This is a genomic window from Paucimonas lemoignei, assembly GCF_004342585.1.
Classification (GTDB): Bacteria; Pseudomonadota; Gammaproteobacteria; order Burkholderiales; family Burkholderiaceae_D; genus Paucimonas; species Paucimonas lemoignei.
In genome coordinates this window covers 134,101-158,591 of sequence record NZ_SLZQ01000008.1, presented here as the reverse complement: position 1 = coordinate 158,591, position 24,491 = coordinate 134,101, and the positions used below count along the sequence as shown (strand labels likewise).

At 58.2% G+C, this 24,491-nt stretch carries 23 protein-coding genes; 14 read left to right on the top strand and 9 right to left on the bottom strand.

Annotated features, from left to right (window positions below; translation table 11 throughout):
• Window positions 1-88: 88 nt before the first annotated feature.
• Window positions 89-292, bottom strand: coding sequence for a hypothetical protein (locus EDC30_RS13370; RefSeq protein ID WP_132259343.1), 204 nt, complete (start codon window positions 290-292; stop codon window positions 89-91).
• A gap of 303 nt (window positions 293-595) precedes the next feature.
• The gene (locus EDC30_RS13365; protein WP_132259342.1) at window positions 596-1,720 is read right to left on the bottom strand and encodes a cupin domain-containing protein; all 1,125 of its coding nucleotides are present in this window, start codon (window positions 1,718-1,720) and stop codon (window positions 596-598) included.
• 138 nt (window positions 1,721-1,858) lie between these two features.
• On the opposite strand from EDC30_RS13365, the gene EDC30_RS13360 reads away from it, so the two are divergent.
• A complete protein-coding gene (locus tag EDC30_RS13360; RefSeq protein WP_132259341.1) occupies window positions 1,859-2,404 on the top strand; it encodes an FKBP-type peptidyl-prolyl cis-trans isomerase in 546 nt (181 codons plus the stop codon).
• Between the two features lie 28 nt (window positions 2,405-2,432).
• On the opposite strand, the gene EDC30_RS13355 is transcribed toward EDC30_RS13360, so the two are convergent.
• The 3 genes from EDC30_RS13355 to EDC30_RS13345 all read right to left on the bottom strand — a co-directional run bounded on the left by EDC30_RS13355 (window position 2,433) and on the right by EDC30_RS13345 (window position 7,637).
• Window positions 2,433-3,377, bottom strand: coding sequence for a hypothetical protein (locus EDC30_RS13355; protein WP_132259340.1), 945 nt, complete (start codon window positions 3,375-3,377; stop codon window positions 2,433-2,435).
• Complete coding sequence (mutS, locus tag EDC30_RS13350) at window positions 3,374-6,028, bottom strand: DNA mismatch repair protein MutS (RefSeq protein WP_132259383.1); 2,655 nt, start codon at window positions 6,026-6,028, stop codon at window positions 3,374-3,376. Before mutS ends, EDC30_RS13355 begins: the two co-directional genes overlap by 4 nt.
• Window positions 6,029-6,221: 193 nt before the next feature.
• The gene (locus EDC30_RS13345) at window positions 6,222-7,637 is read right to left on the bottom strand and encodes a DEAD/DEAH box helicase (RefSeq protein WP_132259339.1); all 1,416 of its coding nucleotides are present in this window, start codon (window positions 7,635-7,637) and stop codon (window positions 6,222-6,224) included.
• 491 nt (window positions 7,638-8,128) lie between these two features.
• Between EDC30_RS13345 and EDC30_RS13340 the strand changes: the two genes are divergently transcribed.
• The 5 genes from EDC30_RS13340 to EDC30_RS13320 all read left to right on the top strand — a co-directional run bounded on the left by EDC30_RS13340 (window position 8,129) and on the right by EDC30_RS13320 (window position 13,182).
• Window positions 8,129-10,402, top strand: coding sequence for a TonB-dependent receptor (locus EDC30_RS13340; RefSeq protein WP_132259338.1), 2,274 nt, complete (start codon window positions 8,129-8,131; stop codon window positions 10,400-10,402).
• A 65-nt stretch (window positions 10,403-10,467) separates the two neighbouring features.
• Window positions 10,468-11,628, top strand: a complete 1,161-nt coding sequence (locus tag EDC30_RS13335; RefSeq protein ID WP_132259337.1) for an alpha-hydroxy acid oxidase — start codon at window positions 10,468-10,470, stop codon at window positions 11,626-11,628.
• A gap of 15 nt (window positions 11,629-11,643) precedes the next feature.
• Window positions 11,644-12,327: a Fe2+-dependent dioxygenase gene (locus EDC30_RS13330; protein WP_132259336.1), complete on the top strand. Its 684-nt coding sequence runs from the start codon at window positions 11,644-11,646 to the stop codon at window positions 12,325-12,327.
• Between the two features lie 53 nt (window positions 12,328-12,380).
• Entirely contained in the window at window positions 12,381-12,653 is a 273-nt protein-coding gene (locus EDC30_RS13325) for a PepSY domain-containing protein (RefSeq protein WP_132259335.1), read from the top strand.
• Window positions 12,654-12,675: 22 nt separating this feature from the next.
• Window positions 12,676-13,182: a cytochrome b/b6 domain-containing protein gene (locus tag EDC30_RS13320; RefSeq protein WP_243656781.1), complete on the top strand. Its 507-nt coding sequence runs from the start codon at window positions 12,676-12,678 to the stop codon at window positions 13,180-13,182.
• 286 nt (window positions 13,183-13,468) lie between these two features.
• Here the strand turns inward: EDC30_RS13320 and feoB are convergent, their stop codons facing one another.
• The 3 genes from feoB to EDC30_RS13305 all read right to left on the bottom strand — a co-directional run bounded on the left by feoB (window position 13,469) and on the right by EDC30_RS13305 (window position 16,689).
• Window positions 13,469-15,367, bottom strand: coding sequence for a ferrous iron transporter B (feoB, locus tag EDC30_RS13315; protein WP_132259334.1), 1,899 nt, complete (start codon window positions 15,365-15,367; stop codon window positions 13,469-13,471).
• Window positions 15,364-15,639: a FeoA family protein gene (locus tag EDC30_RS13310; protein ID WP_132259333.1), complete on the bottom strand. Its 276-nt coding sequence runs from the start codon at window positions 15,637-15,639 to the stop codon at window positions 15,364-15,366. Before EDC30_RS13310 ends, feoB begins: the two co-directional genes overlap by 4 nt.
• 258 nt (window positions 15,640-15,897) lie before the next feature.
• A complete protein-coding gene (locus EDC30_RS13305) occupies window positions 15,898-16,689 on the bottom strand; it encodes an inositol monophosphatase family protein (protein ID WP_132259332.1) in 792 nt (263 codons plus the stop codon).
• A gap of 117 nt (window positions 16,690-16,806) precedes the next feature.
• Here EDC30_RS13305 and EDC30_RS13300 point away from each other — a divergent pair, with 117 nt between their 5' ends.
• The gene (locus EDC30_RS13300; protein WP_132259331.1) at window positions 16,807-17,592 is read left to right on the top strand and encodes an RNA methyltransferase; all 786 of its coding nucleotides are present in this window, start codon (window positions 16,807-16,809) and stop codon (window positions 17,590-17,592) included.
• 245 nt (window positions 17,593-17,837) lie between these two features.
• Here EDC30_RS13300 and lexA read toward each other — a convergent pair whose 3' ends face one another.
• Window positions 17,838-18,506, bottom strand: a complete 669-nt coding sequence (gene lexA, locus EDC30_RS13295; protein WP_132259330.1) for a transcriptional repressor LexA — start codon at window positions 18,504-18,506, stop codon at window positions 17,838-17,840.
• Window positions 18,507-18,837: 331 nt separating this feature from the next.
• Here lexA and rpsF point away from each other — a divergent pair, with 331 nt between their 5' ends.
• The 7 genes from rpsF (at window position 18,838) to EDC30_RS13260 (ending at window position 24,464) form a co-directional block, all read left to right on the top strand.
• On the top strand, window positions 18,838-19,206 hold the full coding sequence (rpsF, locus tag EDC30_RS13290; protein ID WP_132259329.1) for a 30S ribosomal protein S6: 369 nt from the start codon (window positions 18,838-18,840) through the stop codon (window positions 19,204-19,206).
• 17 nt (window positions 19,207-19,223) lie between these two features.
• On the top strand, window positions 19,224-19,520 hold the full coding sequence (priB, locus tag EDC30_RS13285; RefSeq protein ID WP_132259328.1) for a primosomal replication protein N: 297 nt from the start codon (window positions 19,224-19,226) through the stop codon (window positions 19,518-19,520).
• 42 nt (window positions 19,521-19,562) lie between these two features.
• Window positions 19,563-19,847 carry a 30S ribosomal protein S18 gene (gene rpsR, locus EDC30_RS13280; protein ID WP_132259327.1) on the top strand — a complete coding sequence of 95 codons (285 nt, stop codon included), beginning with the start codon at window positions 19,563-19,565 and terminating at the stop codon, window positions 19,845-19,847.
• A 27-nt stretch (window positions 19,848-19,874) separates the two neighbouring features.
• On the top strand, window positions 19,875-20,327 hold the full coding sequence (gene rplI / locus EDC30_RS13275; protein ID WP_132259326.1) for a 50S ribosomal protein L9: 453 nt from the start codon (window positions 19,875-19,877) through the stop codon (window positions 20,325-20,327).
• 49 nt (window positions 20,328-20,376) lie between these two features.
• Window positions 20,377-21,909, top strand: coding sequence for a PAS domain-containing sensor histidine kinase (locus EDC30_RS13270; RefSeq protein ID WP_132259325.1), 1,533 nt, complete (start codon window positions 20,377-20,379; stop codon window positions 21,907-21,909).
• Entirely contained in the window at window positions 21,906-22,538 is a 633-nt protein-coding gene (locus EDC30_RS13265) for a response regulator (RefSeq protein ID WP_132259324.1), read from the top strand. The genes EDC30_RS13270 and EDC30_RS13265 overlap by 4 nt, the downstream gene beginning before the upstream one ends.
• A 279-nt stretch (window positions 22,539-22,817) precedes the next feature.
• Complete coding sequence (locus EDC30_RS13260; RefSeq protein ID WP_132259323.1) at window positions 22,818-24,464, top strand: acyl-CoA synthetase; 1,647 nt, start codon at window positions 22,818-22,820, stop codon at window positions 24,462-24,464.
• Window positions 24,465-24,491 lie beyond the last annotated feature (27 nt).

Here is a 24,491-nt window from a genome sequence, read left to right as displayed (position 1 = left end):
CCGGGCAAGCATGCCACGCAGGGATGAAAACAATGGGCGAAAAAAAACCGGCCCTGAGGCCGGCTTGTTCACTACAACCGAGTGCTGATTACTTAGCCAGGGTGGTGGTGGTGGCTTCAGCAGCGGTGGTGGTGGTTTCGCCGCCAGCGGTGGTGGTGGTTTCTTCAGCAGTGGTGGTGGTGGTTTCTGCAGCGGTGGTGGTGGTTTCAACTGGAGCAGCAGCTTCTTCCTTCTTGCCGCAAGCAGCCAGGGCGATAGCAAACAGGGAGGCGATCAGCAGAGTCTTTTTCATGATTTTCCTTCGAAATTTAAACAGGTTTTGCGATGAATAATTACCGGTAATTATCGCTCGTTAGGGCGCTTTCGCATGATATCGGCAAATGGTGCACTGCGATAATGCGAAACCTTCCTAACTCATTATTATAGCGGGTTTTTCTATGGAATGACAAAAACGAATGCCTGAAAGTAACGTAATTTTGTAGTCAAACAACAGACCTTGCTCTGTCGCATTTAATTAATGTCTGCATGGAAATTTTTCATTCAAAAAGCTGAGAAACATCAATAAACTGCATCGTTCTGCTTTTAACTTCCTTGATTAAGCCAGCTCTATCCAGCCGTCCGAATACCACTGATGCAGGGTTTCCATGACATCCGTCGATGCATCGTTCAATGCAGAACCAGGGAGGTTCCTGTCATTTGCCAGAGAAAGCAATGGCGTTTTATCAGCGCGGCTGGCGCTGAAGGATTCGCCATTGATAAAGATGTGCTTGCCACGATAAAGCATATAAGTCTTGCGCGAAAGCTTGATGCCGCGCTTGCCGGCAGCTTCAACGAAGCGCGCCATACTGAGCGGACGCGCCGGGGGGCGGAAGTAGACATTCGGTTTGGGCTCCGATAAGTATTCGCCCAAAAAGATCGCAATATCTTCCTCGTCAAAGCTAATCTTCTGCAATTCATTGCGTACCTTTTGCAGCATGGCCGTACTGATTTCCGCCGGCGCCCGAGCAGGCGCAAGGTCAGGATCGGCGTAGCGGCCGGGCATATCAACTGTCTCAGCCATGAATTGCAGGAACCCTTCGGCAAGCTCCTGGTAGGACGGCGCGCGAAACCCGATCGAGTAGGTCATGCATTCGCCGACTGCAATGCCGTCATGCGCATAATGCGGTGGCAGATACAGCATGTCGCCCGGTTCCAGAACGAATTCTTCCTCGGGTGTGAAGTGCTTGAGAATTTTCAGCGGCATGCCTTCGATGAGGGAGAGATCCTGCTGCGGGCCGATGCGCCAGCGCCGTTGGCCATGTGCCTGCAATAGAAAGACGTCATAGGAATCGAAATGCGGACCGACGCCGCCGCCTTCGGTGGCATAGCTGATCATCAGGTCGTCCAGGCGGGCATCGGGAATGAAATTAAATTGCCGCAGCAGCCGGTCGGCCGCATCCACATGCAGATTGACGCCTTGTACCAGCATCGTCCAGTCGTTTCGCGAAATGGCCGGCGTGTCGGCGATCGGCCCATGCGACATTTCCCAATGCTGGTCGAAATGCGTGATCAGTCGGGATTCGACATCATCCTGCTGCGCCAGGGCGAATAGTGCATCGCGCTTGAGCACTGGTTTAAAACCAGGAATGGCTTGCCGCACCAGCAGCGGCTTTTTGTGCCAGTAGTCACGGAGAAAACGTGCGGGCGTCATGCCGCCCAAGAGAGTCAGTTTATTATTCATGCCGTCATTATATCGCCGCTCATGTCAGGGCTTTTCCGCCTGGGCACGATCCATTGAATATTTCATCGGCCGCAAATCGGCGGCTTGGTGACAGGTTGGTATAATTTCATCCATTAACCACTGAAAGGAAGCCCTGCCATGAAGATTGCCAAAAATTCTGTAGTGACTCTTCACTACACCCTGTCAGATGCGCAAGGCAATCTGATCGAGGAAAGCCGTGAGCCCATGGTTTACCTGCATGGCGGTTATCACAATACCTTGCCGAAAATCGAGGAAGCCCTAGACGGCAAGGAAGCCGGTTATACAACGACGATCCAAGTCGAGCCGGAAGATGCCTTTGGCGAATATGATCCGGCCCTGGTCCGCATGGAAGAGCGCAACCGTTTGCCGGCTCAGCTGGAAGTGGGCATGCAGTTTGAAGGTTCGCCTGAAGATGGCGATGAGCGCCAGGAGTCGCTGATCTTTACCGTGACGGATATCGCCGATGACAAGGTAGTCCTGGATGGTAACCATCCGCTGGCCGGCATTGCCCTGCGTTTCGGTTTGAACGTGGTCGGCGTGCGCGCTGCCAGCGACGAGGAAGTGGCGCATGGCCATGTGCATGGCGAACATGGCCACCACCATGGTCACGACGATGATGAAGGCGATGAGGGCGACCAGTTCCGCACCGTGCCCATCCAGTAATCGTCACGCCGGGGTTGCTTCCCCGGCGTTATTTTCGATCTGTCGCGCCAGCATCCTTTCCCGAGGCGACGGTAAAGACGGAAGGACGCGAGGGCGTGACCAGCAGCATCGTCCAGTCAGATGCCACGGCTAAATCCCCCAGGTTGCCTTTCCAGCGGATAGTGGGCGATTTGTGTGGTTTGTGTTTGTCGCCGTTTGCCGGCTGATTGTGGATTATTAATATCTTGCCCGGGTAGCTTGCCGCGAGCGTAATGATCTGGCGGCGCGTTTCACGAAAGCCGTCGCGTTTCACACCGTCTTCCTTGCCTGCATAAAGTGGGTCGCCATCGCAGAAAAAAACGATTCCCGCATATTGCTTGCGCTTTGCGTGCATCACGACACGTTGCAGCCAGTCGTGATTGGCGACCAGGCGATCTTCAAATTCACTGTTGCGTCCGGCTGCATCCAGGTAGCGATTGTTATTGGCCGGCAGATTAATCGTGGCAAACATGATGCCGCCGATCTCCCAGCGGGAATTTTCCGCATAATCCCGGAACTTTGGATTGGCCGACTGCCGCGTGAGGGGAATGCGGCTGGCACCCAAAGAAAAATCGTCGGCAAAGTAAAGCTCGCGGATGCGGTGCAGCCGCTCCAGCGCCGCCGGCCGGCCGTCACGATAGCGGCAATCGCTCCAGTCGCTTTCCGATACCGACACCACCAGGCCATGGCGCGACTGGTTCAGCATGGACCGGCGCTGTTCGTAAAGCTCGTCACTACAGGGCTCAATGCCCGATTTGATGCCGCCGATGACGACGAATGCCAGGTTGGCCTGTCCAGCTGCAGCCAGTGAATCCTTCAAGCCTGATTCATCGGTGAGCGCATCGCCGAATGGATGGGCGATATAGCCGAAACTGAAGCGGTTATCGGCACCAAAGGCTGCCGAACCGGCCAGCGCCGCACAGGCTAGCATGCCGGCAATCAGCAAGCGCTTCATGAGCGTGTGCCTTCCGTCTCCAGTTGCTTCAGGCGGTAAAGCGCTTCCAGCGCTTCGCGCGGCGACATGGCATCAGGGTCGATGTCGGCCAGCGCGGCAAGCAGGGCGCCGGCCTGTTCATTGGCCGCATGAGCCGGGTCGGAATTTGCAGCAACTTCGTCCTCGGTCGCATCGTCGCCCGTCATGGCGCCGGCAAACAGGTCGAATTGCGGCGTCGGCTGCAGCGAGTGCGATTCCAGCGCCGCCAGATGCTTGCGCGCGGCGCGGATCACTGCAGGCGGCACCCCGGCCAGTTGCGCCACCTGCAGACCGTAGCTTTGCGAGGCGGGGCCGGGCTGCACGGCATGCAGGAATACGATGCTGTCCTTGTGTTCGACTGCCGACAGGTGCACGTTGGCACAGGTCGGATGCGTTTCCGGCAATTGCGTCAGCTCGAAATAATGGGTGGCGAACAGCGTGAAGCTCTTCGTCGTCTCGATGAGGTGACGCGCGATGGCCCACGCCAGCGCGAGGCCGTCGAAGGTCGACGTGCCGCGGCCGACTTCATCCATCAGCACCAGCGAATGCTCGGTGGCGCCGTTCAGGATCGCTGCCGATTCGGTCATCTCCACCATGAAGGTGGAGCGGCCGCCGGCCAGATCATCGGCGGCGCCGATGCGGGTGAAGATGCGGTCGATCGGGCCGATGGTGGCATGGCTGGCCGGCACGAAGCTGCCCATGTAGGCGAGCAGGGTGATCAACGCCACCTGGCGCATGTACGTCGACTTACCACCCATGTTCGGGCCGGTGATCAACAGCAGCTTGCGTTCGGCAGCCAGCTCGCAATCGTTGGCGATGAAACGCTCGATCTGGTTTTCCACCACCGGGTGACGGCCTTGGCCGATCGAAATTATTGGTTCATCCACCAGCAGCGGTGCACACCAGTTGTGAGCCAGCGCATGTACGGCCAGCGATGCCAGCGCGTCGAGTTGCGCGACGGCGCAGGAAATGGCTTGCAGCCTGGGGATGTGCGGAGCAAGGTTTTGCAGGATTTGCTCGTACAGGAATTTTTCACGAGCCAGCGCGCGTTCCTGGGCGGACAGCGCCTTGTCCTCGAATGCTTTCAATTCCGGCGTGATGTAGCGTTCGGCATTCTTCAAGGTCTGGCGGCGGCGGTAGTCGTCCGGCACCTTGTCGGTCTGGCCGTGCGTGACTTCGATGTAAAAGCCATGCACCTTGTTGTATTCGACGCGCAGGTTGGCAATGCCGGTGCGAGCGCGTTCCCGCGCTTCGAGGTCCACCAGGAACTGGCCGGCGTTTTCCGACAGACCGCGCAGTTCGTCGAGATCGGCATCGAAGCCGCGCGCGATCACGCCGCCGTCGCGTACCAATGCCGCCGGCTCCAGCGCGATGGCGCGAACGAGCAGGTCCAGGCATTCCGTTGGGTCGGCCAAGTCGGCCTGGATCGATTGCAAAAGCGGAGCATCGGCGTCGCGCGTGCACATGCCTACATAGTCGCGCAGGGCCGGCAGGTTTTGCAGGCCGGCGCGCAGTCCCGCCAGATCGCGCGGACGCGCAGAAAGGAGGGCTACACGTGTGGTGATGCGCTCGATATCGGGAATCGCCGCCAGTGCCGACGCCAGCCCAGAGCAGGCATCGTTGCGCATGAGCGCGTTGATGGCGGCATGACGCGCGCGGGCGACTTGCTGGTCGCGGCGCGCATGATGGGTCCAGTAGCGTAGCAGGCGCGAACCCATCGAGGTGCGGCAATGGTCAAGCGTCGAAAAGAGCGTCGGAGCAGAGCCGGAACCATCCTGGCCGCGCAGCGTTTCAGTCAGCTCCAGGTTGCGGCGCGTGGCGGCATCCAGGCCGATGAATTCGCTTTCCGATTCGACGGCAAGGCTTCTGACATGGTGAAGCCCGCGTCCTTGAGTCGACTGGGCATAGCGCAGCAATGCACCGGCGGCACCAATGGCGACACCGAGATGCTCGGCATCGAAGCCGGCAAGGGTGCCGACTTCGAGCTGGTCCAGCAGCGCTTTGCGGCCGGCAGTCTGATCGAAATGCCAGGCTGGCACGCCGGTACGCGCGGCCGGTATGGCGCCGTTGGCAGGAAACAGCTCATCCTGGGCATCGTCGGCCACGAGCACCTCGGCCGGGCCGATGCGTTCCAGTTCCTGGCGCAGGCGCGCATCGAGCACTTTCTGCTCGCAAGAGAATTCCATCATCTTCAGCGCGCCGCTGGCCAGCGATAGCCAGGCCAGGCCAACCGTGACCTGCTTGCGCTGGGTAAGCTGGCACAGCGCCATCAGCGGGCGCTCGGATTTTTCGGGCAGGAGATCGGCATCGGTCAGCGTGCCGGGAGTAACAACGCGGATGACCTTGCGCTCGACCGGGCCTTTGCTGGTGGCGGGGTCGCCTATCTGTTCGCAGATGGCGACTGATTCGCCTTGCTTGATCAGGCGCGCCAGATATTGTTCGCAAGAATGGAAGGGGACGCCCGCCATCTTGACTGGCAGGCCGTTGGAATTGCCGCGCTGGGTGAGCGTGATGCCGAGCAGGCGCGCGGCTTTTTCCGCATCGTCGAAGAACAGCTCGTAAAAGTCACCCATGCGATAAAACAGCAGAGTGTTCGGATGGCTCGCTTTGATGCGCAGGAATTGCTGCATCATCGGCGTGTGGCCCTTCAAATGATCCTCGATTGCCGAAGCGTCTGTCACATTCTTGTCTTTTCGCTGCAAGTCCACCACGTTTACGCCCTCTTTTCGAGCGCGCATTTTATCACGCTGGAATGCCGGCCTTTCAGCCAGGCGGCAAAACAAAAGGCTCCTTGCGGAGCCTTGTTGCATGTGATGACATGGCCGGTCAATGACCGCGGCCTCCGCTGCGATGCGCGGGCGCCGGGCGTCCTCCGCCCGAATTCTGTCCTTGTCCGGTGCGCGGCTTGTTGATGCCTTGCTTCTGTCCCGCCGGGGCAGGCTGCGGATTGCGCGGCTTGCCGGCTGGCTTGGCAGTGGCAGTCTTGTTTTGCGCGTTATTGCCATTATTGCGCTGACCGCTGCGTCCCTGGTTACCGCGCCCGCGCCCGCCGCCGCGCATATGATCTTCGCTGCGCAGTTGAATCGGCTGGGGCTTGGCATTCGGATCCGGTTCGAAGCCCGCAACCACTTCACGCGGCAGGGTTTGCTTGATGAGCTTTTCAATCCCCTTCAGCATGTCGTGTTCATCCACGCAGACCAGCGACACTGCCTCGCCCGAAGCGCCGGCACGACCGGTACGGCCGATGCGATGGACGTAATCTTCCGGCACGTTGGGTAGATCGTAATTGACGACATGCGGCAACTGGTCGATATCGATGCCGCGCGCGGCGATGTCGGTGGCAACCAGCGCCTGCAACTTGCCGCTCTTGAATTCGGACAGGGCTCGGGTGCGCGCCGCCTGGCTCTTATTGCCATGGATCGCCAGGGCGGAAATATCTTCCTTGCCGAGTTGTTCCACCAGCTTGTTGGCGCCGTGCTTGGTGCGGGTGAATACCAGCACCTGGAACCAGTTCTTTTCCTTGATCAGGTGCGCCAGCAAGGCGTGCTTGCGATTGCGGTCCACCGGATGAATCTTTTGCGTGACGATGTCGGCGGTCGCATTGCGGCGTGCGACTTCGATCATGGCAGGGCTGTCCAGCAGGCGGTCGGCCAGCGCCTTGATCTCGTCGGAGAACGTTGCCGAGAACAGCAGGTTCTGACGCTTCTTCGGCAAGAGCGCAAGCACGCGCTTGATGTCATGGATAAAGCCCATGTCGAGCATGCGGTCGGCTTCATCCAGCACCAGGATTTCCACCTGGTCGAGTTTCATTGTGCCTTGCTGTAAATGGTCAAGCAGGCGGCCGGGAGTCGCGACGAGAATATCCACGCCTTGCTTGAGCAGCGTGATTTGCGGATTGATGTTAACCCCGCCAAAGATGACGGCGGAATTGAGCTTTACATATTTGCCGTAGGCTTTGACGCTGTCACCGATCTGTGCAGCGAGTTCGCGCGTGGGAGTGAGCACCAGCGCGCGCACGGGGCGATGGGCGCCACCCGAACGGGGCATGGCGGACAGGCGTTGCAGGAGCGGCAGCGTAAAGCCGGCTGTCTTGCCGGTCCCGGTCTGCGCGCCGGCCAATAGGTCACCGCCGCCGAGAACGGCGGGGATGGCTTGCTGCTGGATTGGCGTGGGAGTGGAATAGCCGCATTCGGTAACGGCGCGAACAATGGCATCGGACAAGCCGAGCTGGGAAAAAGACATACGTATTTTCTATAAGGGTATGGCCTGCTGAATTACCAATTAGCCAGTCTCAGGCACATGAATTGACACTGACCTCCGCTGCATTTCATAGCGAAGGAGGGAAGGAATTCTTCATTGACCACGGCAACAGGACTGGAAGATCGCCGCGAAAGGGGGGAAGTATAACAGTGCTTCCTCTTCGGTGCTGAAGACTGCATTGCGAGCGCTGTTGTTCAGGTCGAAAGCAACTTGCCTTTGTCGATCCCCAAATATTTTTTTAAATGTATTGACCTCGTGTCATTCTCAACTGATAATGAGAATGATTATCAATTAGGTTCAAGGTAACATAAGAAACACGTGTCGTTCGACGGCTTTTGCAAGGCTCTTGAATGATTCTGTTTTTTATATTTATTGCATTAATAAAAATATCTAAGGGAAACAACGTAATGAAAAAAGAAGCTTTACGAAAACCGAAAAGTCTTCGTCTCAATAAAGATACACCAGCCACATCAATGACAAAAAATAGCATCGCGCTGGGGATTTCCACCGCGATGCTGATGCCTTTGACGTCGATGGCGCAAACGGCAACGCCGCCTGCTACCGAAGCAACCTTGCCTACCGTGGTGGTGCAGAGCACGGCGATCGATCCCAATCCTAACGCCGAAGTCGGTGTGCCTTACAAGGCAAAGACTTCAGGTGACTCGCGTCATACCCGCCCGCTGGCGGAGACGCCGCAAACCATTTCCGTTATCACTAAAACGGCAATCGACGACTCTGGCCAGACCGACCTGAAACAGATCCTCGCCACCCAGCCAGGCATTACGCTGGGCACTGGTGAAAACGGCAATGCCTTCGGCGACCGTTACATCATTCGTGGGCAAGAGGCGCGCAGTGATGTGTTCGTCGATGGCTTGCGCGATCCCGGCATGAGCACCCGCGAGAGCTTCGCCATCGAGCAGCTGGAAATCTCGAAGGGACCGAATTCGAGCTTTGCCGGACGCGGCACTGCCGGCGGCGCGATCAATGCCATCACCAAGCAAGCCACGACCGATATCGATTTCACCCGTTTTTCTCTGGGTCTCGGTACCGATAGCCATGTGCGCGCCACGGCCGACGCCAACAAGGTCTTCACGGACCAGTTCGCGCTGCGCGTCAATGCGCTGTACGGCAAGGAAGACGTGCCGGATCGTTCACCGTCCCAACGCAATCGCAAGGGCCTGGCGCTGTCCGGTTTGTGGGAAGTAAATCCGGATCTGTCGTTAACCCTGGATTACTATGGCTTGCGCGCCAAGGACGATTTTCCCGATCTGGGCAGCTTCCTGGTCGGCACCGTACCCAATCGCGTGCCGGCGAGGAATGTGCCGGTCTACGCGCAGGCAAACGACTTCCTTGAGTCGGATACTGATACGCTGACGGCGCGTGTCAAGTATCGATTTGCTCCCAATCTGAACCTTACCAGTTTGACCCGTTACGGTACGGCGAGCAATGCCTATGCGACGACTGGTGCATCGAGTCAGACGCGCTTCAACGGCGCAACCAGTTATACGACCGGCGCTCTGGATGGCGGTCATACCGGATGGCAGGAAGTGGATTACTTGGCGCATCAATCCAACTTACGATGGGATACGAATTTATTCGGTAAAAAGAACGAATTCATCTTTGGTGTCGAATACACCGATCACAAGGTTGTTTCGGGTAACTACGCCGTTACCAGTAATGGTGCACCAAACTGTACTACCGCAGCTGGAGCGGGCTCTTATTGCTTCACCGATGCGAATGGAAATCCTGTCGCTGACTTGGCCAATCTTTCGGGCCGTACCTACTCGCGCCTTGGACCGGTGCAGGACTGGCATGTAAAAACGTTCTCGCTGAGCGCCATGGATACGATTGATTTGACGGACAAGTTCACCGCGTTCGGTGGCTTGCGTGCCGACAACTTCGATCTCAAGCTGCTCAGGTTCTCAGGGCCGACAGCAGGCAATTACGGTTACAACGACACTTTGGTCAATGGTCACTTTGGTCTTAGCTATAAAATCAACCCGATGGGCATGGTCTACGCCAGTTATGCCACCGCGCAGGATATCAACGGTGGCGAAGCGGACGCTGGCACGAGCAGTGGCTATGGCGGGGCGGTGCTGTACCGGGGAAGTATCGCCGGTGCCAAGCCAGAAACGTCACAAAACGTCGAAGTGGGCACTAAGTGGAATCTGTTTGACGACAAGGCTTTGTTGACTGCTGCTATCTTCCAGACCAAGAAAACCGATGTCATGGAAGGCGCGGATTATGACGCTATCGGCACTTTCAACACCGGCAGCAATCGCGTGCGTGGCATCGAATTCGGCTTGACTGGTAATCTGACCGACAAGCTGACCGTGCAAGCTGGCGCGGCATTCATGAAATCCAGGGTGCTGAAGTCGGCAAACCCGATTAATGTCGGCAACCCGCTCAGCAATTTTGCAGATCGCAGCGCTTCCGTCCAGGCCAAATATCAGTTCACCAATGCCTTCTCGTTCGGTGGGATTGCGCGGTACGAAAGTTCGCGCTGCGGCGGCCAGCCAGATACCGGAGCCGGGTTCAATACCCAGGGCCAGTGCTTGCAGCCTGTCCCATCGTTCACGGTGTACGACTTGTTCGGCTCGTATCGCATCAACAAGAAAGCCGATCTTCGCCTGAATATTCTCAACGTCACTGACAAGGATTACTACACGGCGGTGTACCGCAGCGGCGCATTCCTGTACAAGGGCGATGGCCGTGCGATTCGGCTGACCTTGAACTATGAAATGTAATGGCGTTGCTGTAAGCATTGTAGTGTGATCAAATGCCGGGTCCTTGCCCGGCATTGACCTTTACCATGAGCGAATCCTTTCTCCCCTTGCAGCAGCCGATGGACAGCATTCCCGCTGAAATTCGTTGTGCGCAAGACTATGAATTGCTGGCGCAGCGTTTCATGGCGCCGGCAAGCTATGCCTACGTGGCTGGCGGAAGCGGCAGGGATGCGACCGTGGAAGCTAACCGGGCGGCATTCGACTCGTGGGCAGTCTATCCCCGCCTGTTGCGCGACGTTAGCGGTGCACATGCGCGAGTCACAATCGGAGGCCAGGAGCTGTCGCATCCGATCATGCTGGCACCGGTGGCGTTCCAGAAGCTGGCGCATCCCAGGGGCGAACTGGAAACCGCGCGAGCGGCAGCGGCACTGCAAACCTGCATGGTCAGCAGCACGCTGGCTTCTTATACGCTGGAGGAAATCGCCGCTGCGGGAGCTTTTCCGCGCTGGTTCCAGCTTTACTTTCAACCCACGCGCGAGGGAACGCTGGATCTGCTCAGGCGCGCGGAAGGTGCCGGCTACGGAGCGATCATGGTGACGCTGGATGCATCGATCCAGGTCGCCAGCCTGCGCGCCTTGCGGGCGAATTTTCAGATGCCGCCGGATTGCATTGCTGCGAACCTGCGCGATCATGCCGCTCCTGAAGTGAAGGAAACAGTGGCAGGCGACAGCAGGATATTTCAGGGAGTCATGCGCACCGCGCCGACGTGGCGCGACCTGGAGTGGTTGATGACCCAGACCGCCTTGCCGATCTGGGTCAAGGGTGTGTTGCATCCGCAAGATGCCTGTGCATTGCAGAGCAGGGGCGTGGCGGGGATTGTGGTGTCGAATCATGGCGGGCGCAGCCTCGATGGCGCGCCGGCCAGCTTGCAGGTTTTACCGGCAATACGCGCGGCGGTCGGCGAAGATTTTCCGCTGCTATTCGATAGCGGTATTCGCTCCGGCCTGGATATTTTCAAGGCACTGGCATTGGGCGCCAATGCGGTCATGATCGGACGGCTGCAAATGTATGCCCTGAGCGTGGCAGGCGCATTGGGCGTTGCCCACATGATCAGGCTCTTGCAGGAAGAGCTGGAAGTCTGCATGGCGCAAGCGGGTTGCGTGACTGTCACAGAGATCGATCGCGCCACCGTGGCGGCGACTGCTGCGGCAAAGCCGGGAAGTGCCGGCAACCTTGAATTACCCTGAAAGGAAGCGTTCATCATGTTGATGACTATCGAGCAGGTCTTGAGCAAGGATGAAGTGCGGCAGTTCCGCGACCGCCTGGCGCAGGCCGACTGGCAGGATGGCGCGAAAACCGCCGGGACGCTGGCCGTCAGCGCCAAGCAAAATCAGCAGCTCGACGACAATGCGCCGCTCACGGCGGAACTTGGCAATGTTATCTTGCGCAAGCTTGGCGCCAATCCCTTGTTCATATCCGCCGCATTGCCGCGCACGATTTATCCGCCAAAATTCAATCGCTACGCGCATGGCGGAAACTACGGCGTCCATGTCGATAGCGCAGTGATGCAGATCCCCTGCAGCCATCTCAGCATGCGCACCGATTTGTCGGCGACCCTGTTCCTGTCGGAGCCGGAGGAGTATGCCGGCGGCGAGCTGGAAATCGAAACCGCGTTTGGCGTCCAGGCAGTCAAGCTGGAGGCAGGCGACATGGTGCTGTACCCGTCATCCAGCCTGCATCGCGTGACTCCCGTCACCGAAGGGGCAAGGGTGGCGTCGTTCTTCTGGATCGAAAGCCTGGTGGGCGACGACGCTGAGCGCACCATGCTGTTCGATCTGGATCAGGCGATTCAAAAGCTCACGCCCTCGATGCAAGCGGGCGATGCGAATCTCCTGGCCTTGACCGGCATTTACCACAACCTGCTGCGGCGCTGGGCGAAGACTTGAGGTCAGCATGCAGCGCTGTATTGTTATATTCATTTACTGAAAAGGAGCGATTGATGAAATCGAAACTCGTAAAGTTCGCACCCCTGGTTCTGGCATTCGCCGCGGCTGGCGCATGGGCGCATGGCGATGTGCAGTGCCCGCAGCATCCGAAGTCGGAATGGCGGGATCACAACGAGCTTTACCGCAAGTTGCAGAGCGAAGGCTGGCAAGTGCGCCGCATGGAAGTCACCAAGACCTGCTATGAAGTGTATGCCAAGGACCCGCAGGGCAAGCGCGTAGAGGCATTTTTCGACCCTAAGACTTTTGAACGCGTTGAAGAAAAATAAGATCAGGATCTGGGACCTTCCAGTGCGCTTGTTGCACTGGACACTGGTGATAACGGTCGCTGCGGCATGGATTACCAGCGACCGCATCAGTCCTCTGCATGAATATTTGGGTTATGGTGCAGGAGCCGCGGCTCTTACGCGATTCATCTGGGGTTTTGCCGGCAGCGCCTACGCCCGCTTTTCGCAATTCGTGCGTTCTCCCGGCCCGACCTGGCGTTACTTGCGCGAGGTCGCTGCCGGAAAGGCGCCGCGCTACCTTGGCCATAATCCGCTGGGCGGATGGATGGTGGTGGCGCTGCTGTCCTGTGTCGGCGCGTTGGTGTTTACGGGATGGTTATACACCACGGACATGTTCTGGGGGTATGGCTGGCTCGCCAGTCTTCATGGCTGGCTTGGCTGGCTGTTGCTCATCCTGATTGCCTTCCATGTGGCCGGAGTGGTGTTTACAAGCTTCCAGCATCGCGAAAACCTTGTCGCCGCCATGTTCAGCGGTAAAAAAATGCCGCCTGAGGCAGACGATATTTCTTAGTCAGGCAAAAGTCATAATAGCGTCGAGGATCGAAAATCTCGGTATCTTGAAATTGGCCAGCGTTCAGTTATTGTGCTGACGACTTGCGCCGGCGCCTTGTGCACTGGCGCATGCCGATGTGCCCGACCTGGGCAGTCTGAATATGAAATAAGGATCAAGCCTTCCTCAGACACTGCAATGCAAAAAACCGGTGTAACAGCAGACCCTGTTACGCCGGTTTCTATTTTGTCCGAAGCGCTAGCCTAGGTATGCGAGCGCTGAAACGTATGCTTGCCTGCGAGGCTGCTTAAGTCAACGCCAGCGCAATGCGATAAGTGACGAAGGACGCCAAATAGGCAAGTGCAAACAGGTAGCCCGCCATAATGATTGTCATTTTCCAGCCGCCGGTTTCCCGCCGCACGGTCGCCAGGGTGGAGAGGCATTGCGGCGCGAAGACGAACCAGGCCAGCAGGGAAAACGCGGTCGCCAGGCTCCATTGCTGGCTGATGATGCCCGACAGGGCTGCGGCAGCCGCATCGCCCGAACCCGACATGGCATACACGGTACCCAGCGAGCTGACCAGCACTTCGCGCGCCGCCAGGCCGGGCACCAGCGCGATGCTGATCTGCCAGTTGAAGCCGATCGGCTCGAACACCACCGCCAGCAATTGTCCCAGCATGCCGGCCAGGCTGTATTCGATTGCAGGGCCGGTAGCGCCTGCAGGAGGTGCCGGGAAGCTGGCCAGGAACCACATCAGGATGGTCAGGCCAAGGATGATGCCGCCAACGCGCCGCATGAAGATGCGCACCCGCTGCCAAAGACCGAGCAGGATATTCGCGGGGCTGGGCCAGTGATAATTGGGCAATTCCATCATCAGGGGGCGCACCATGCGGCCGCCGCTGGTGAAGCGTTTCAGCACCCAGGCGACCGCCAGCGCGCCGGCAATGCCGGCTGCATACAAGCCGAACAATACCAGCCCCTGCAGTTCCAGCACGCCCCAGACCTCGCGCTGGGGAATGAACGCGCCGATCAGCAGCGCATACACTGGAAGGCGCGCCGAACAAGTCATCAGCGGCGCAATCATGATCGTGACCAGGCGGTCGCGCGGGTTGGAAATGGAACGTGTCGCCATGATGCCCGGAATGGCGCAGGCAAAGCTCGACAGCAAGGGAATGAAGGAGCGGCCGGAAAGCCCGACGCTGCCCATCAGGCGGTCGAGCAGGAAGGCGGCACGCGGCAGATACCCGGATTCTTCAAGTATCAAAATGAAGAAAAACAGGATCACGATCTGCGGCAGGAATACCACCACGCCGCCGGCGCCGGCGATCACGCCATCCACCAGCAGGCTCTTGATCCAGCCATCCGGCAGCAGCGCGCCCACCGCGTCTCCGGTCCAGGCGGTCAGTTGCTCGATCCAGCCCATCGGCGTTTCTGCCCAGGCGAATACGGCCTGGAATATCAGGAACAGCACGACGGCCAGCAGGACAGGACCGGCGACCGGATGCAGCACCACGCTGTCGATGCGCTCCGTGGCGCTGTGCGGCACGATCTGATCGAGGCCGAGTCGCTGCAGGATGCGGCGCACTTCCTCGTGGTCGCCGGCGATACTGGCGTTTTCATCCTGCACCGGCGCCAGTGCCGGCCCACTGCGTCGCCACAATTCCGGATTGTCCAGCAGCGTGCGCAGCGACTGTTCGCCCCCGCTGGCAACACCTACCGTCGCCACTACCGGCACGCCGAGTTCGCGTGCCAGCGCATCGGCATCGACCGGTCTTCCGGCTTTTTCTGCCAGGTCCGACATGTTCATCGCCACCACACAAGGGATGCCCAAACGCTTGACCGCCAGGACCAGGCGCAGGTTGCGGCGCAAGTTGGTCGCATCCACCACGCACACCACCAGGTCGGGGCGCTTCTCGCCGACGGCTCGGCCGTACAGCACATCGCAGGTGACGCGCTCATCGGGCGAACGCGGATAGAGACTATAGGCGCCGGGCAGATCGAGCACGCGCAAGGTCTTGCCCGCCGCAGTTTGCATGCGCCCCTCCTTGCGCTCGACCGTGACGCCGGCGTAGTTGGCGACTTTCTGGCGGCTGCCGGTGAGGCGATTGAAAAGGGCGGTCTTGCCGCAATTAGGGTTGCCGACCAGTGCGATCAGCGGGGCGGCTGGGTGAAGGTGGACGACCGCTTCCTGGACCGCCGCCTTCATTGCGTCACTCCGGGGGGCGCCATGCTGACTTTCACGCATGCGGCTTCCGCCCGGCGCAAGGCAAACGTCGAGGTGCCGACGCGCACCACTAGCGGGTCGCTGCCCGGCATGCCACGCGCCACCAGCATGACTTGTTCGCCCGCAATAAAACCGATTTCCTCAAGCCAGCGCAGCCATTCGGGTGAATGGGATGGCGCCTGTACCGCTTGTACAAAACAAGGTTTGCGCAGCGGCATGTGTTCCAGCGTTAAGGTGAAATCTGTTTGTTTCATAATCGATATTCGCCAGCAACGATACGTGGCAATAGGGACCAAAAGGCAAGTCAGGCTCCATCATAACATCAAATTTTAATGAGAATCATTAGCATTTTCGCGGTACCGATAAATAGAATGCCAGACCGGTGCGCAACTGGAAGCAGGAAGATAATTCTGTAGGGAATTTGAAAAGTAGAAAGAAGATTGTCTGGCGCACCGGAGGACCCGGTCGCCGGCACGGCAAGAACCAAGTCCTGCCGTGCTAGATGGGGAGGTTTATGCGTAAGGGGAGAGCAGAGCCACCAGTTGACCGAAAATCCTTGGCGAACCAGCCAACACGTCACCTTTGTAGATATATTCGGATTCGCCCTTGAAGTCGCCGACGATGCCACCCGCTTCGGTGACCAGCAGCGAGCCTGCGGCGACATCCCAAGGCTGCAAGCCTTTTTCAAAGAAGCCATCCAGGCGTCCGCAGGCTACATAGGCGAGATCCAGCGCAGCCGCACCCGGACGGCGCAGGCCGGCGCATTTTTGCGTCATGACGCGGAACATGTTGATGTACTCGTCCAGGCCTTGCATGTCACGGTAGGGAAAGCCTGTGCCGATCAGCGCTTCGGCCATCTTGTCGCGCTTGGCGACGCGGATGCGCTTTTCGTTCAGGAAGGCGCCGCCGCCCTTGGTGGCGGTAAACAGGTCGTTACGGGTCGGATCGTAAACCACGGCCTGCGTGATCTGGCCGCGCTGCTGCAGCGCGATCGAGACGCAATACTGGGGAAAGCCGTGAATGAAGTTGGTGGTGCCGTCCAGCGGATCGATGATCCACACGTTTTCATTTTCATCGTGCAGATTGGCCGAGGGACCGGATTCTTCCGCCAGAATGGCATGGTCGGGATAAGCGGTCTGCAGCACCTCGATGATCGCCTGCTCGGCGGCACGGTCGACTTCGGTGACGAAATCGTTTTGCTGTTTTTCGGTGACTTTCAGGCGGTCGATGTCGAAAGAGGCGCGGTTGATGACCGAAGCGCCGCGGCGGGCGGCCTTGACCGCCGTATTGAGCATGGGATGCATACAGGTTCCGTTAAAATGGCGGTTCCCTTGCGAACCGCAATCAGGGAACCATGTAAATTGAATAATGAACGATGCGGCAACCGACTCGTGCCTTTGCCGCGGATGCTGCTATTTTAAATGAACCCGCACCAAACCGACACTGTTACGCAAACTACCCTGTTTCAGCGCCTGCGCTTCATCCTTGTTGAAACCAGCCGCCCCGGAAACATCGGCGCTGCTGCACGCGCCATGAAGACCATGGGATTTCATGAGCTGGTGCTGGTCAATCCGCGCGATCCGGACGCCGTACGGCATGAAGAAGCCATCGCCTTCGCCAGCGGCGCCCTGGATGTGCTGGAGGGCGCACGCATTGTCGGCTCGGTGAGTGAAGCCCTTGCGGGGTGCAATTTCGCGGCGGCAGTAAGTGCGCGCTTACGGGAATATTCGCCGCCGATCATTACGCCGCGTGACCTGGCTACGCAACTGGCGGGGGATGCGGGCCTGCATGCCGCGCTCCTGTTCGGCAACGAGCGTTTCGGCTTGCCGAACGAAGTGGTGGAAAAATGTAATGTATTAATCAATATCCCAGCCAATCCTGATTATTCTTCGCTCAATCTGGCGCAGGCGGTGCAAGTGCTGGCTTACGAAGGCCGCATGGCGGCGACCGAGGGCAAACTTGCCGAGACTGGAGTCGGCTTTCGCGGGGATGCGGCCAGTGTCGAACAGGTGGAAGGGATGTATGCACACCTGGAGCAAGCGCTGGTCGGGATCGGTTTCTTGAATCCGGAAAGCCCGAAAAAGCTGATGCCGCGTATCAAGCGCATGTTTTCCCGTGCAGGGCTGGAGACGGAAGAGGTCAATATCCTGCGCGGCATGGCGCGCCAGATGCTGGCCTTGGCAAAAAGCATAAAAAACGGCGAATAAAGTCAGGCCCAAATAAGCTGATCAGCCTGAACGCGCGCATAAAAAAGCCCGGATGGATATATCCATTCGGGCTTTTTGTATAAAAACATGCCGTTCCGGCTTAGATGACAATGTCATCAACAAGGATCCCGCATCAGGAGTGAGAGGGGGATACGCGACACCTGCATTACCGGAACGGCATTAAAACCATGTTCAAGCTCGATTTGGACACTTGAATCCCGGCAATAGTTCCAGCTTAAAACTTATTAGTTCCAGGACCTTAACAAACCGACAGCCAAGCCTTCTAGCGCAAAGTCTTCGCGGTCTTGTTCGACCACGATCGGTTTGAAATCCGGATTTTCCGGCAAGAGTTCGATGAGCGAGCCCGATTTCTTGTATCGCTTGACCGTCACTTCGTCGCCCAAGCGCGCCACGACGATCTGGCCATTGCGGGCGGCATCAGCCTTTTTTACCGCCAACAGGTCGCCATCGAGGATGCCGATATCGCGCATCGACATGCCGCGTACCTTCAGCAGGTAATCCGGCTTGGAGGCAAACAGCGCCGGGTCGACGTTATAGGTGCTTTCGATATGTTCCTGCGCCAAAATGGGAGAGCCGGCAGCGACGCGCCCCACCAGCGGCAGGCTCAATTGCATCAGTGCCGGATGCGGCAGGGCCATTTGCTGTGCCGCCCGGCCGCGCACCGATTTGCCCGGCACGACACCTTCGCGCAAGCGGATGCCGCGCGACGTGCCCGGAGCGATCTCGATGGCACCCTTGCGCGCGAGAGCCTGCAAATGCTCTTCAGCGGCATTGGCGGAACGGAAACCCAGTTCGGCGGCGATTTCTGCGCGAGTCGGCGGGAAGCCGGTATTTTCAATGGCTTCGCGGATCAGGTTGAGAATTTGTTCCTGGCGAGCAGTCAGTTTCAGCATGGTGGCGATTTGAAGATGGCGTCAATTGGGCGAAATCGGATGCACAGGCGCTCGGTTATCCGACTACATGCTTTGGCGCTTCTGCTTGCTGGATGGCGCCAAAAGCATGACTCATGGATATCGTACGCTGTGCGCATGAACAGCCTGTATTTTTATACAGCATCGAGGCGAATGCAAGCGCTATTATTGAAAGTCTGCCAGGCAAGAAGCTGGTAAGCAATTGAATGTCTTGAGTTTTCCTGAAAATCAGGGCACAATCTTGGGTTTTCCCTTCCCACACTCGTCTGACGCCGGGGTGGGCAATTTGTTAATCCGTCCACAAGGAGATTACATGCGTCATTATGAAATCGTATTTATCGTACATCCTGATCAAAGCGAGCAAGTGCCCGCAATGATCGAGCGCCTCAAGGGCACCGTTACCACCCGCAGCGGCAAAGTCCATCGCGTGGAAGACTGGGGTCGCCGTCAACTGGCTTACATGATCGACAAGCTGGCCAAGGCTCACTACGTCTGCCTGAACATCGAGTGCGACGCCGAAACCCTGGCTGAAATCGAAACCGGCTTCAAGTTCAACGACGCCGTGTTGCGCCACCTGACCGTCAAGATGAAGAAGGCTGAAACCGCGCCGTCGCCGATGATGAAGGCCGTGCAGAAGGAAGACGCCGCCAAGAGCCATCGCAGCGAAGCGCCGGCAGCGTAATTAACGAAGCAAGGGGCGTGAACCGGTTATCACTGCAAGCCAGCATTGCCGAGCGCGACGTCATGCGCTACACACCGGCAGGCATCCCGATCGCAAGCGGCAAATTGCAGCATGCATCGAAGGTAGTGGAAGCGGGTGTGGAGAGGTTGGTTGAATTCGAAGTTGCCGCGCTAGCCGCTGGTGAAATTTCCGGAAGATTCAATCAGCTTGAACTGGGCGAAATATTTCAGTTCCACGGTTTCCTGGCACGCAAGAACCGCAATAGCAAAAGCCTCGTGTTTCATATCACTGAAATTACTGCGGCGCAGAGTTGATCTCAGGCCGCGATATGACAAATACAGATTTAGGAGCCAAACATGGCATTCGGTAAAAAATTTGACAAGAACAAGATGAAGGAAAAGCGCAAACAGCAAAACCCGCTGTTCAAGCGCAAGAAGTTCTGCCGCTTCACCGCCGCCGGCGTTGAGCAAGTGGACTACAAGGATGTGGACACCCTGAAGGACTTCGTCCAGGAAAACGGCAAGATCATGCCGGCTCGCCTGACCGGCACCAAGGCGCACTATCAGCGCCAGGTTGACACCGCCATCAAGCGCGCCCGTTACCTCGCCTTGCTGCCGTACACCGATCTGCACAACGCGTAATTGACGACCGAGAACTAGGAGAAAAACATGCAAGTCATTCTGTTGGAAAAAGTCGTCAACCTGGGCAACCTCGGCGATGTCGTCAAGGTCAAGGATGGTTACGCCCGTAACTTCCTGATCCCGCAACGCAAAGCCCGTCGTGCTACCGAAACCGCTGTAGCCGAATTCGAAGCCAAGCGCGCCGAACTGGAAAAAGCCGCAGCTGAAAAGCTGGCTGCCTCCCAGGCTCAAGGCGAGAAGCTGAGCGGTCAAACCGTTCAAATCGGCCAGAAAGCCGGCGTCGATGGCCGCCTGTTCGGTTCCGTGACCAACCACGACATCGCTGAAGCCCTGACCAAGCAAGGCTTCCCGGTCGAAAAGGCACAAATCCGCATGCCGCAAGGTCCGCTGAAGACCACTGGCGAGCACGCCGTGGCAGTGGCACTGCACACCGACGTCGTCGTCGACGTCACCATCTCCGTTGTGGGCGAAGCTGCTTAATTACGCTTTACCGCACTGAGCAAGAAGCCGGGTTCGCCCGGCTTTTTTTATGCCCGCTGCAACGGCGGCATGGACGGCGCAGCAGCTTTTGGTTATCTTCACTGCATTGCCGTTCGCCAAATCATTCATGTCGCCTCCCATTCCGCAATCAACCGCCGAAATGCAAGCCGAGTTGCACCGCTTGCGCGAGGAAAACGACATGCTGAAATCCCTTGTGCGGGATGCGCCGGTGGCATTCGTCGCGCTGGATCTCGAACGCCGCGTCAAGCTGTGGAACCATGCCGCCGAGCGCATTTTCGGCTGGCGTGAAGAGGAGGTCATCGGCAAACCGCTGCCGCATGTTCCGGCGGCCGGCGAAGAAAGCAGCCGCGAACTCCACAAGCGCGTTGTGGCCGGCAATTCTCTACGCGACATTGAAATTGAACGCATCACGAAGGCAGGTCAGGAATTGCGTCTGAGCCTGTCGACATCGCCGCTGCGCGACATCGCCAACAATATCATCGGTCAGGTCGGCGTATATGACGATCCGGATGAGGGAGCAGCACCGGAGATTCCCTTTCGCGGCCTGGTGGAGCAATCGCTGGTCGGCTTGTACATTATCCAGGACCGCATGTTCCAGTACGTGAATCCGCGCTGGGCCGAGATGTTCGGCCGCACGCAGGAAGAAATGGCGCCGCGCCTGGTGGCCGACTTCATCGCGCCGGAGGATCGTGGCACCGTCGAGGCCAATCTGGATCGCCGCATTTCCGGAAAAATCTCCAGCATCTTTTATCACTTCAAGGGCTTGCACAAGGATGGCAGGCTGGTCGATGTCGAGGTGCAGGGCACGCGCTTTCAGTACCGCGGACGGCCGGCGGTGATCGGTGTCGGCATCGATGTTACCGAAGCCAGATTGCGCGAGCAGGAAATCGCCCGTTCGCAGGAACGCCTGCGCGAACTGTCGCAGCACTTGCTGACGGTGCGCGAAGAGCAGCGCAGCAAGATCGCGCGCGAGTTGCATGACGTGCTGGGCGGGACGCTGACGGCGCTGAAGATGGATATCGGCTGGCTGAAGAAGAACACCACCGAGACACGGCTCGCGGCGCGTGCCGAGACCATGATGGAACTGGTGCGCGACGCCATCGATACGGTGCGCAAGATCTCGGCAGAATTGCGCCCCGGCGTGCTCGATAACCTCGGCCTGTTCGATGCAATTGAGTGGGAAGCCGAACGCTTCCGTGCGCGCATGGGAATCGAGTGCAAATTAGCGCTGCAGTCGCTGCCGGTCGAGATCGAGGATGCGGCGGCCACTGCCATCTTCCGTATTTTTCAGGAGTCGCTCACCAATATCGCCAGGCATGCCCAGGCTACGCGCGTCGAGATCGCGGCTGGCCATGTCGATGGCACGCTGCTTTTGTCGGTGCAGGACAACGGTCAGGGGTTCGACATGAAGGCGGCAGGTGACAGCAAGTCTTACGGTTTGATCGGCATGGCCGAGCGTGCGCGGCAGTTCGGCGCCACACTGGATATTGCCAGCGAGCCCGGGCAGGGGGCGCGCGTATTGCTGCGCTACCCGCTTGCGGTAAAAGTGGAGGGGAAATGATCAAGGTTCTGGTTGCAGACGACCACAAGATTTTTCGCGCCGGCGTCAAGCGGCTGATCGAGGAAAGTTCGGATATCGAGGTCGCCGGCGAGGCTTTTGACGGCTTCGATGCCTTGGCTAAATTGCGGCGCGAAGACTGGGATGTCGTCCTGCTGGATATAAACATGCCCAACAAGAGCGGCTTGGATATCGTGCGGCAAATGAAACAGGAAAAGCCGAAGCTGCCCATCCTGATTCTGTCGATGTATCCGGAAGAGCAATATGCGGTGCGCGCGCTCAAGGCAGGCGCAGCGGGTTATCTGACCAAGGATAGCGAATCCGAAGAGTTGATCGCGGCGATCCGTAAAGTGGTCAAGGGTGGACGCTATGCTACGCCGGCGCTGCTGGAAAAATTATTGTTCGAGCTCGATGGCGAGCGAGACGTCCCGAAACACCATGCGTTGTCCGCACGCGAGTATCAAATCTTCGAGCAGCTCATCCAGGGTAAATCGCTGACCGAGATCGCCGACGCGATGGCGATCTCGGTCAAGACTGTCAGTACCTATCGCACTCGGGTGATGGAGAAGATGAATATGGAGAATAACGCCGAGCTGATTCACTATGCTATTCAGCATGGGTTAATTGATTGAGTTTATCGGCGGAGCCGCCGATTGGACAGCTCTGCCATCGACTCGCTCGAACACATATTCAGTTACTTCACGATGCAGGTTTGGTGGCAAGGCGAGAAGCTGTTCTGCCATGCCGGATCCAGCAAGCCTGCTTTTCCGTGTAGGAAAATTCTTTCAAACTCCGCGTCTCACTTCCTACAAGATCTTTAGACACTTCCGATATTTTCCCGGCCCCTCGTTTTGTATCCTCGTTTGCATGCTCACCTGACCAGGTGTGACAACAATAACCAGGAGACGAAAATGCAGCGGGAAGATGTCAATCCGTACGAGCTGGGGTTGGAGCGTAACCCTGCCAATCACGTGGCGCTGTCGCCGCTATCCTTTTTGCGCCGCAGCGCGCAAGTCTATCCGGACTATCCATCGGTCATCGATGGCGCGCGCCGTTTCACCTGGAAGGAAACCTATGCCAGGTGCCGCCGGCTGGCTTCGGCATTGAGCCAGCTCGGCATCGGTCATGGCGATACGGTGGCGATCATGGCGCCCAACATCACGGCCATGATGGAAGCGCATTTCGGAGTGCCGATGATCGGCGCGGTATTGAACACCTTGAATGTGCGCCTGGATGCCGACACGCTGGCATTCATGCTGCGTCATGGCGAAGCCCGGGTATTGATTACCGATCGCGAATTTTCTCCGGTGATCGCCAAGGCGCTGGCGCTGCTGGAGCATAAGCCAGTCGTGATCGATATCGATGATCCCGAATACCAGGGTGGCGAATTGTTGGGCGAAATCGACTACGAAGCTTTCCTGGCCAAGGGCGATCCGGAATTTGCGTGGACACTGCCTGCCGACGAATGGCAGGCGATTACCCTGAGCTATACCTCCGGCACCACCGGCAATCCGAAGGGCGTGGTGTATCACCATCGTGGCGCCTACCTGAATGCGATGGGTAATGTGCTGGCCTGGAACATGCAGGCGCATCCGGTGTACCTGTGGACGCTGCCGATGTTCCATTGCAACGGCTGGTGCTTCCCGTGGACGATCGCTGCGATCGCTGGCACCCATGTCTGCCTGCGCAAGGTCGAGGCGAAGGCAATCTTCGCCGCGATCCGCAATCATGGCGTCACGCATTTCTCCGGCGCGCCGATCGTCCTGAACGCCATGATCAACGCGCCGGAAGACGTCAAGGTGCGGGTGACGGACCGCGTGATCCAGTGCACGACTGGCGGGGCGGCGCCACCGGCCGCGGTGATCGAAGGCCTGGAATCGATGGGCATGAATGTCACGCAGGTGTATGGCCTGACCGAAGTCTATGGCCCGACGGTGAGTTGCGCCTGGAATCGCGACTGGGATGCGTTGCCCATCGCCGAGCGTGCGCGCATCAAGGCACAGCAGGGCGTGTGCTACCACATCCAGGAAGACTTGATGGTGGCAAATCCTGAAACGCTGGAACCTTGTCCGATGGATGGCCAGACTATCGGTGAAGTTTTCATGCGGGGCAATGCTGTCATGAAGGGATACCTGAAGAACCCCGATGCCACGGCCGAATCTTTCGCGGGCGGCTGGTTCCATACCGGCGATCTTGGCGTACTGCATCCCAATGGCTACTTGCAGATCAAGGACCGCTCCAAGGATATCGTGATTTCCGGCGGTGAAAATATCTCGACCATCGAAGTGGAGGATGTGCTGTATCGCCATCCTGCCGTGCTGGAGGCAGCGGTCGTGGCGCGTCCCGATGAAAAATGGGGCGAGACGCCATGCGCCTTCATCACCCTGCGCGCCGGCGTCGAAGTCAGCGAAGCGGAATTGATCAGCTTCTGCCGCGACCATCTCGCGCACTTCAAGGCGCCCAAGACCGTGGTTTTCGGCGCGCTTCCCAAGACTTCCACCGGCAAGGTGCAGAAGTATTTGCTGCGTGAACAAGCCAGGAATCTGAACAAAGAATAACACCCGCAACATCCATTAAAAACCAGG

Bases quoted from the DNA above. Each gene is read 5' to 3' on its own strand.
- EDC30_RS13370 (WP_132259343.1), bottom strand. From the start codon at position 292: ATGAAAAAGACTCTGCTGATCGCCTCCCTGTTTGCTATCGCCCTGGCT.
- EDC30_RS13365 (WP_132259342.1), bottom strand. From the start codon at position 1,720: ATGAATAATAAACTGACTCTCTTGGGCGGCATGACGCCCGCACGTTTT.
- EDC30_RS13360 (WP_132259341.1), top strand. From the start codon at position 1,859: ATGAAGATTGCCAAAAATTCTGTAGTGACTCTTCACTACACCCTGTCA.
- EDC30_RS13355 (WP_132259340.1), bottom strand. From the start codon at position 3,377: ATGAAGCGCTTGCTGATTGCCGGCATGCTAGCCTGTGCGGCGCTGGCC.
- mutS (WP_132259383.1), bottom strand. From the start codon at position 6,028: ATGATGCAGCAATTCCTGCGCATCAAAGCGAGCCATCCGAACACTCTG.
- EDC30_RS13345 (WP_132259339.1), bottom strand. From the start codon at position 7,637: ATGTCTTTTTCCCAGCTCGGCTTGTCCGATGCCATTGTTCGCGCCGTT.
- EDC30_RS13340 (WP_132259338.1), top strand. From the start codon at position 8,129: ATGACAAAAAATAGCATCGCGCTGGGGATTTCCACCGCGATGCTGATG.
- EDC30_RS13335 (WP_132259337.1), top strand. From the start codon at position 10,468: ATGAGCGAATCCTTTCTCCCCTTGCAGCAGCCGATGGACAGCATTCCC.
- EDC30_RS13330 (WP_132259336.1), top strand. From the start codon at position 11,644: ATGTTGATGACTATCGAGCAGGTCTTGAGCAAGGATGAAGTGCGGCAG.
- EDC30_RS13325 (WP_132259335.1), top strand. From the start codon at position 12,381: ATGAAATCGAAACTCGTAAAGTTCGCACCCCTGGTTCTGGCATTCGCC.
- feoB (WP_132259334.1), bottom strand. From the start codon at position 15,367: ATGAAGGCGGCGGTCCAGGAAGCGGTCGTCCACCTTCACCCAGCCGCC.
- EDC30_RS13310 (WP_132259333.1), bottom strand. From the start codon at position 15,639: ATGAAACAAACAGATTTCACCTTAACGCTGGAACACATGCCGCTGCGC.
- EDC30_RS13305 (WP_132259332.1), bottom strand. From the start codon at position 16,689: ATGCATCCCATGCTCAATACGGCGGTCAAGGCCGCCCGCCGCGGCGCT.
- EDC30_RS13300 (WP_132259331.1), top strand. From the start codon at position 16,807: ATGAACCCGCACCAAACCGACACTGTTACGCAAACTACCCTGTTTCAG.
- lexA (WP_132259330.1), bottom strand. From the start codon at position 18,506: ATGCTGAAACTGACTGCTCGCCAGGAACAAATTCTCAACCTGATCCGC.
- rpsF (WP_132259329.1), top strand. From the start codon at position 18,838: ATGCGTCATTATGAAATCGTATTTATCGTACATCCTGATCAAAGCGAG.
- rpsR (WP_132259327.1), top strand. From the start codon at position 19,563: ATGGCATTCGGTAAAAAATTTGACAAGAACAAGATGAAGGAAAAGCGC.
- rplI (WP_132259326.1), top strand. From the start codon at position 19,875: ATGCAAGTCATTCTGTTGGAAAAAGTCGTCAACCTGGGCAACCTCGGC.
- EDC30_RS13270 (WP_132259325.1), top strand. From the start codon at position 20,377: ATGCCCGCTGCAACGGCGGCATGGACGGCGCAGCAGCTTTTGGTTATC.
- EDC30_RS13265 (WP_132259324.1), top strand. From the start codon at position 21,906: ATGATCAAGGTTCTGGTTGCAGACGACCACAAGATTTTTCGCGCCGGC.
- EDC30_RS13260 (WP_132259323.1), top strand. From the start codon at position 22,818: ATGCAGCGGGAAGATGTCAATCCGTACGAGCTGGGGTTGGAGCGTAAC.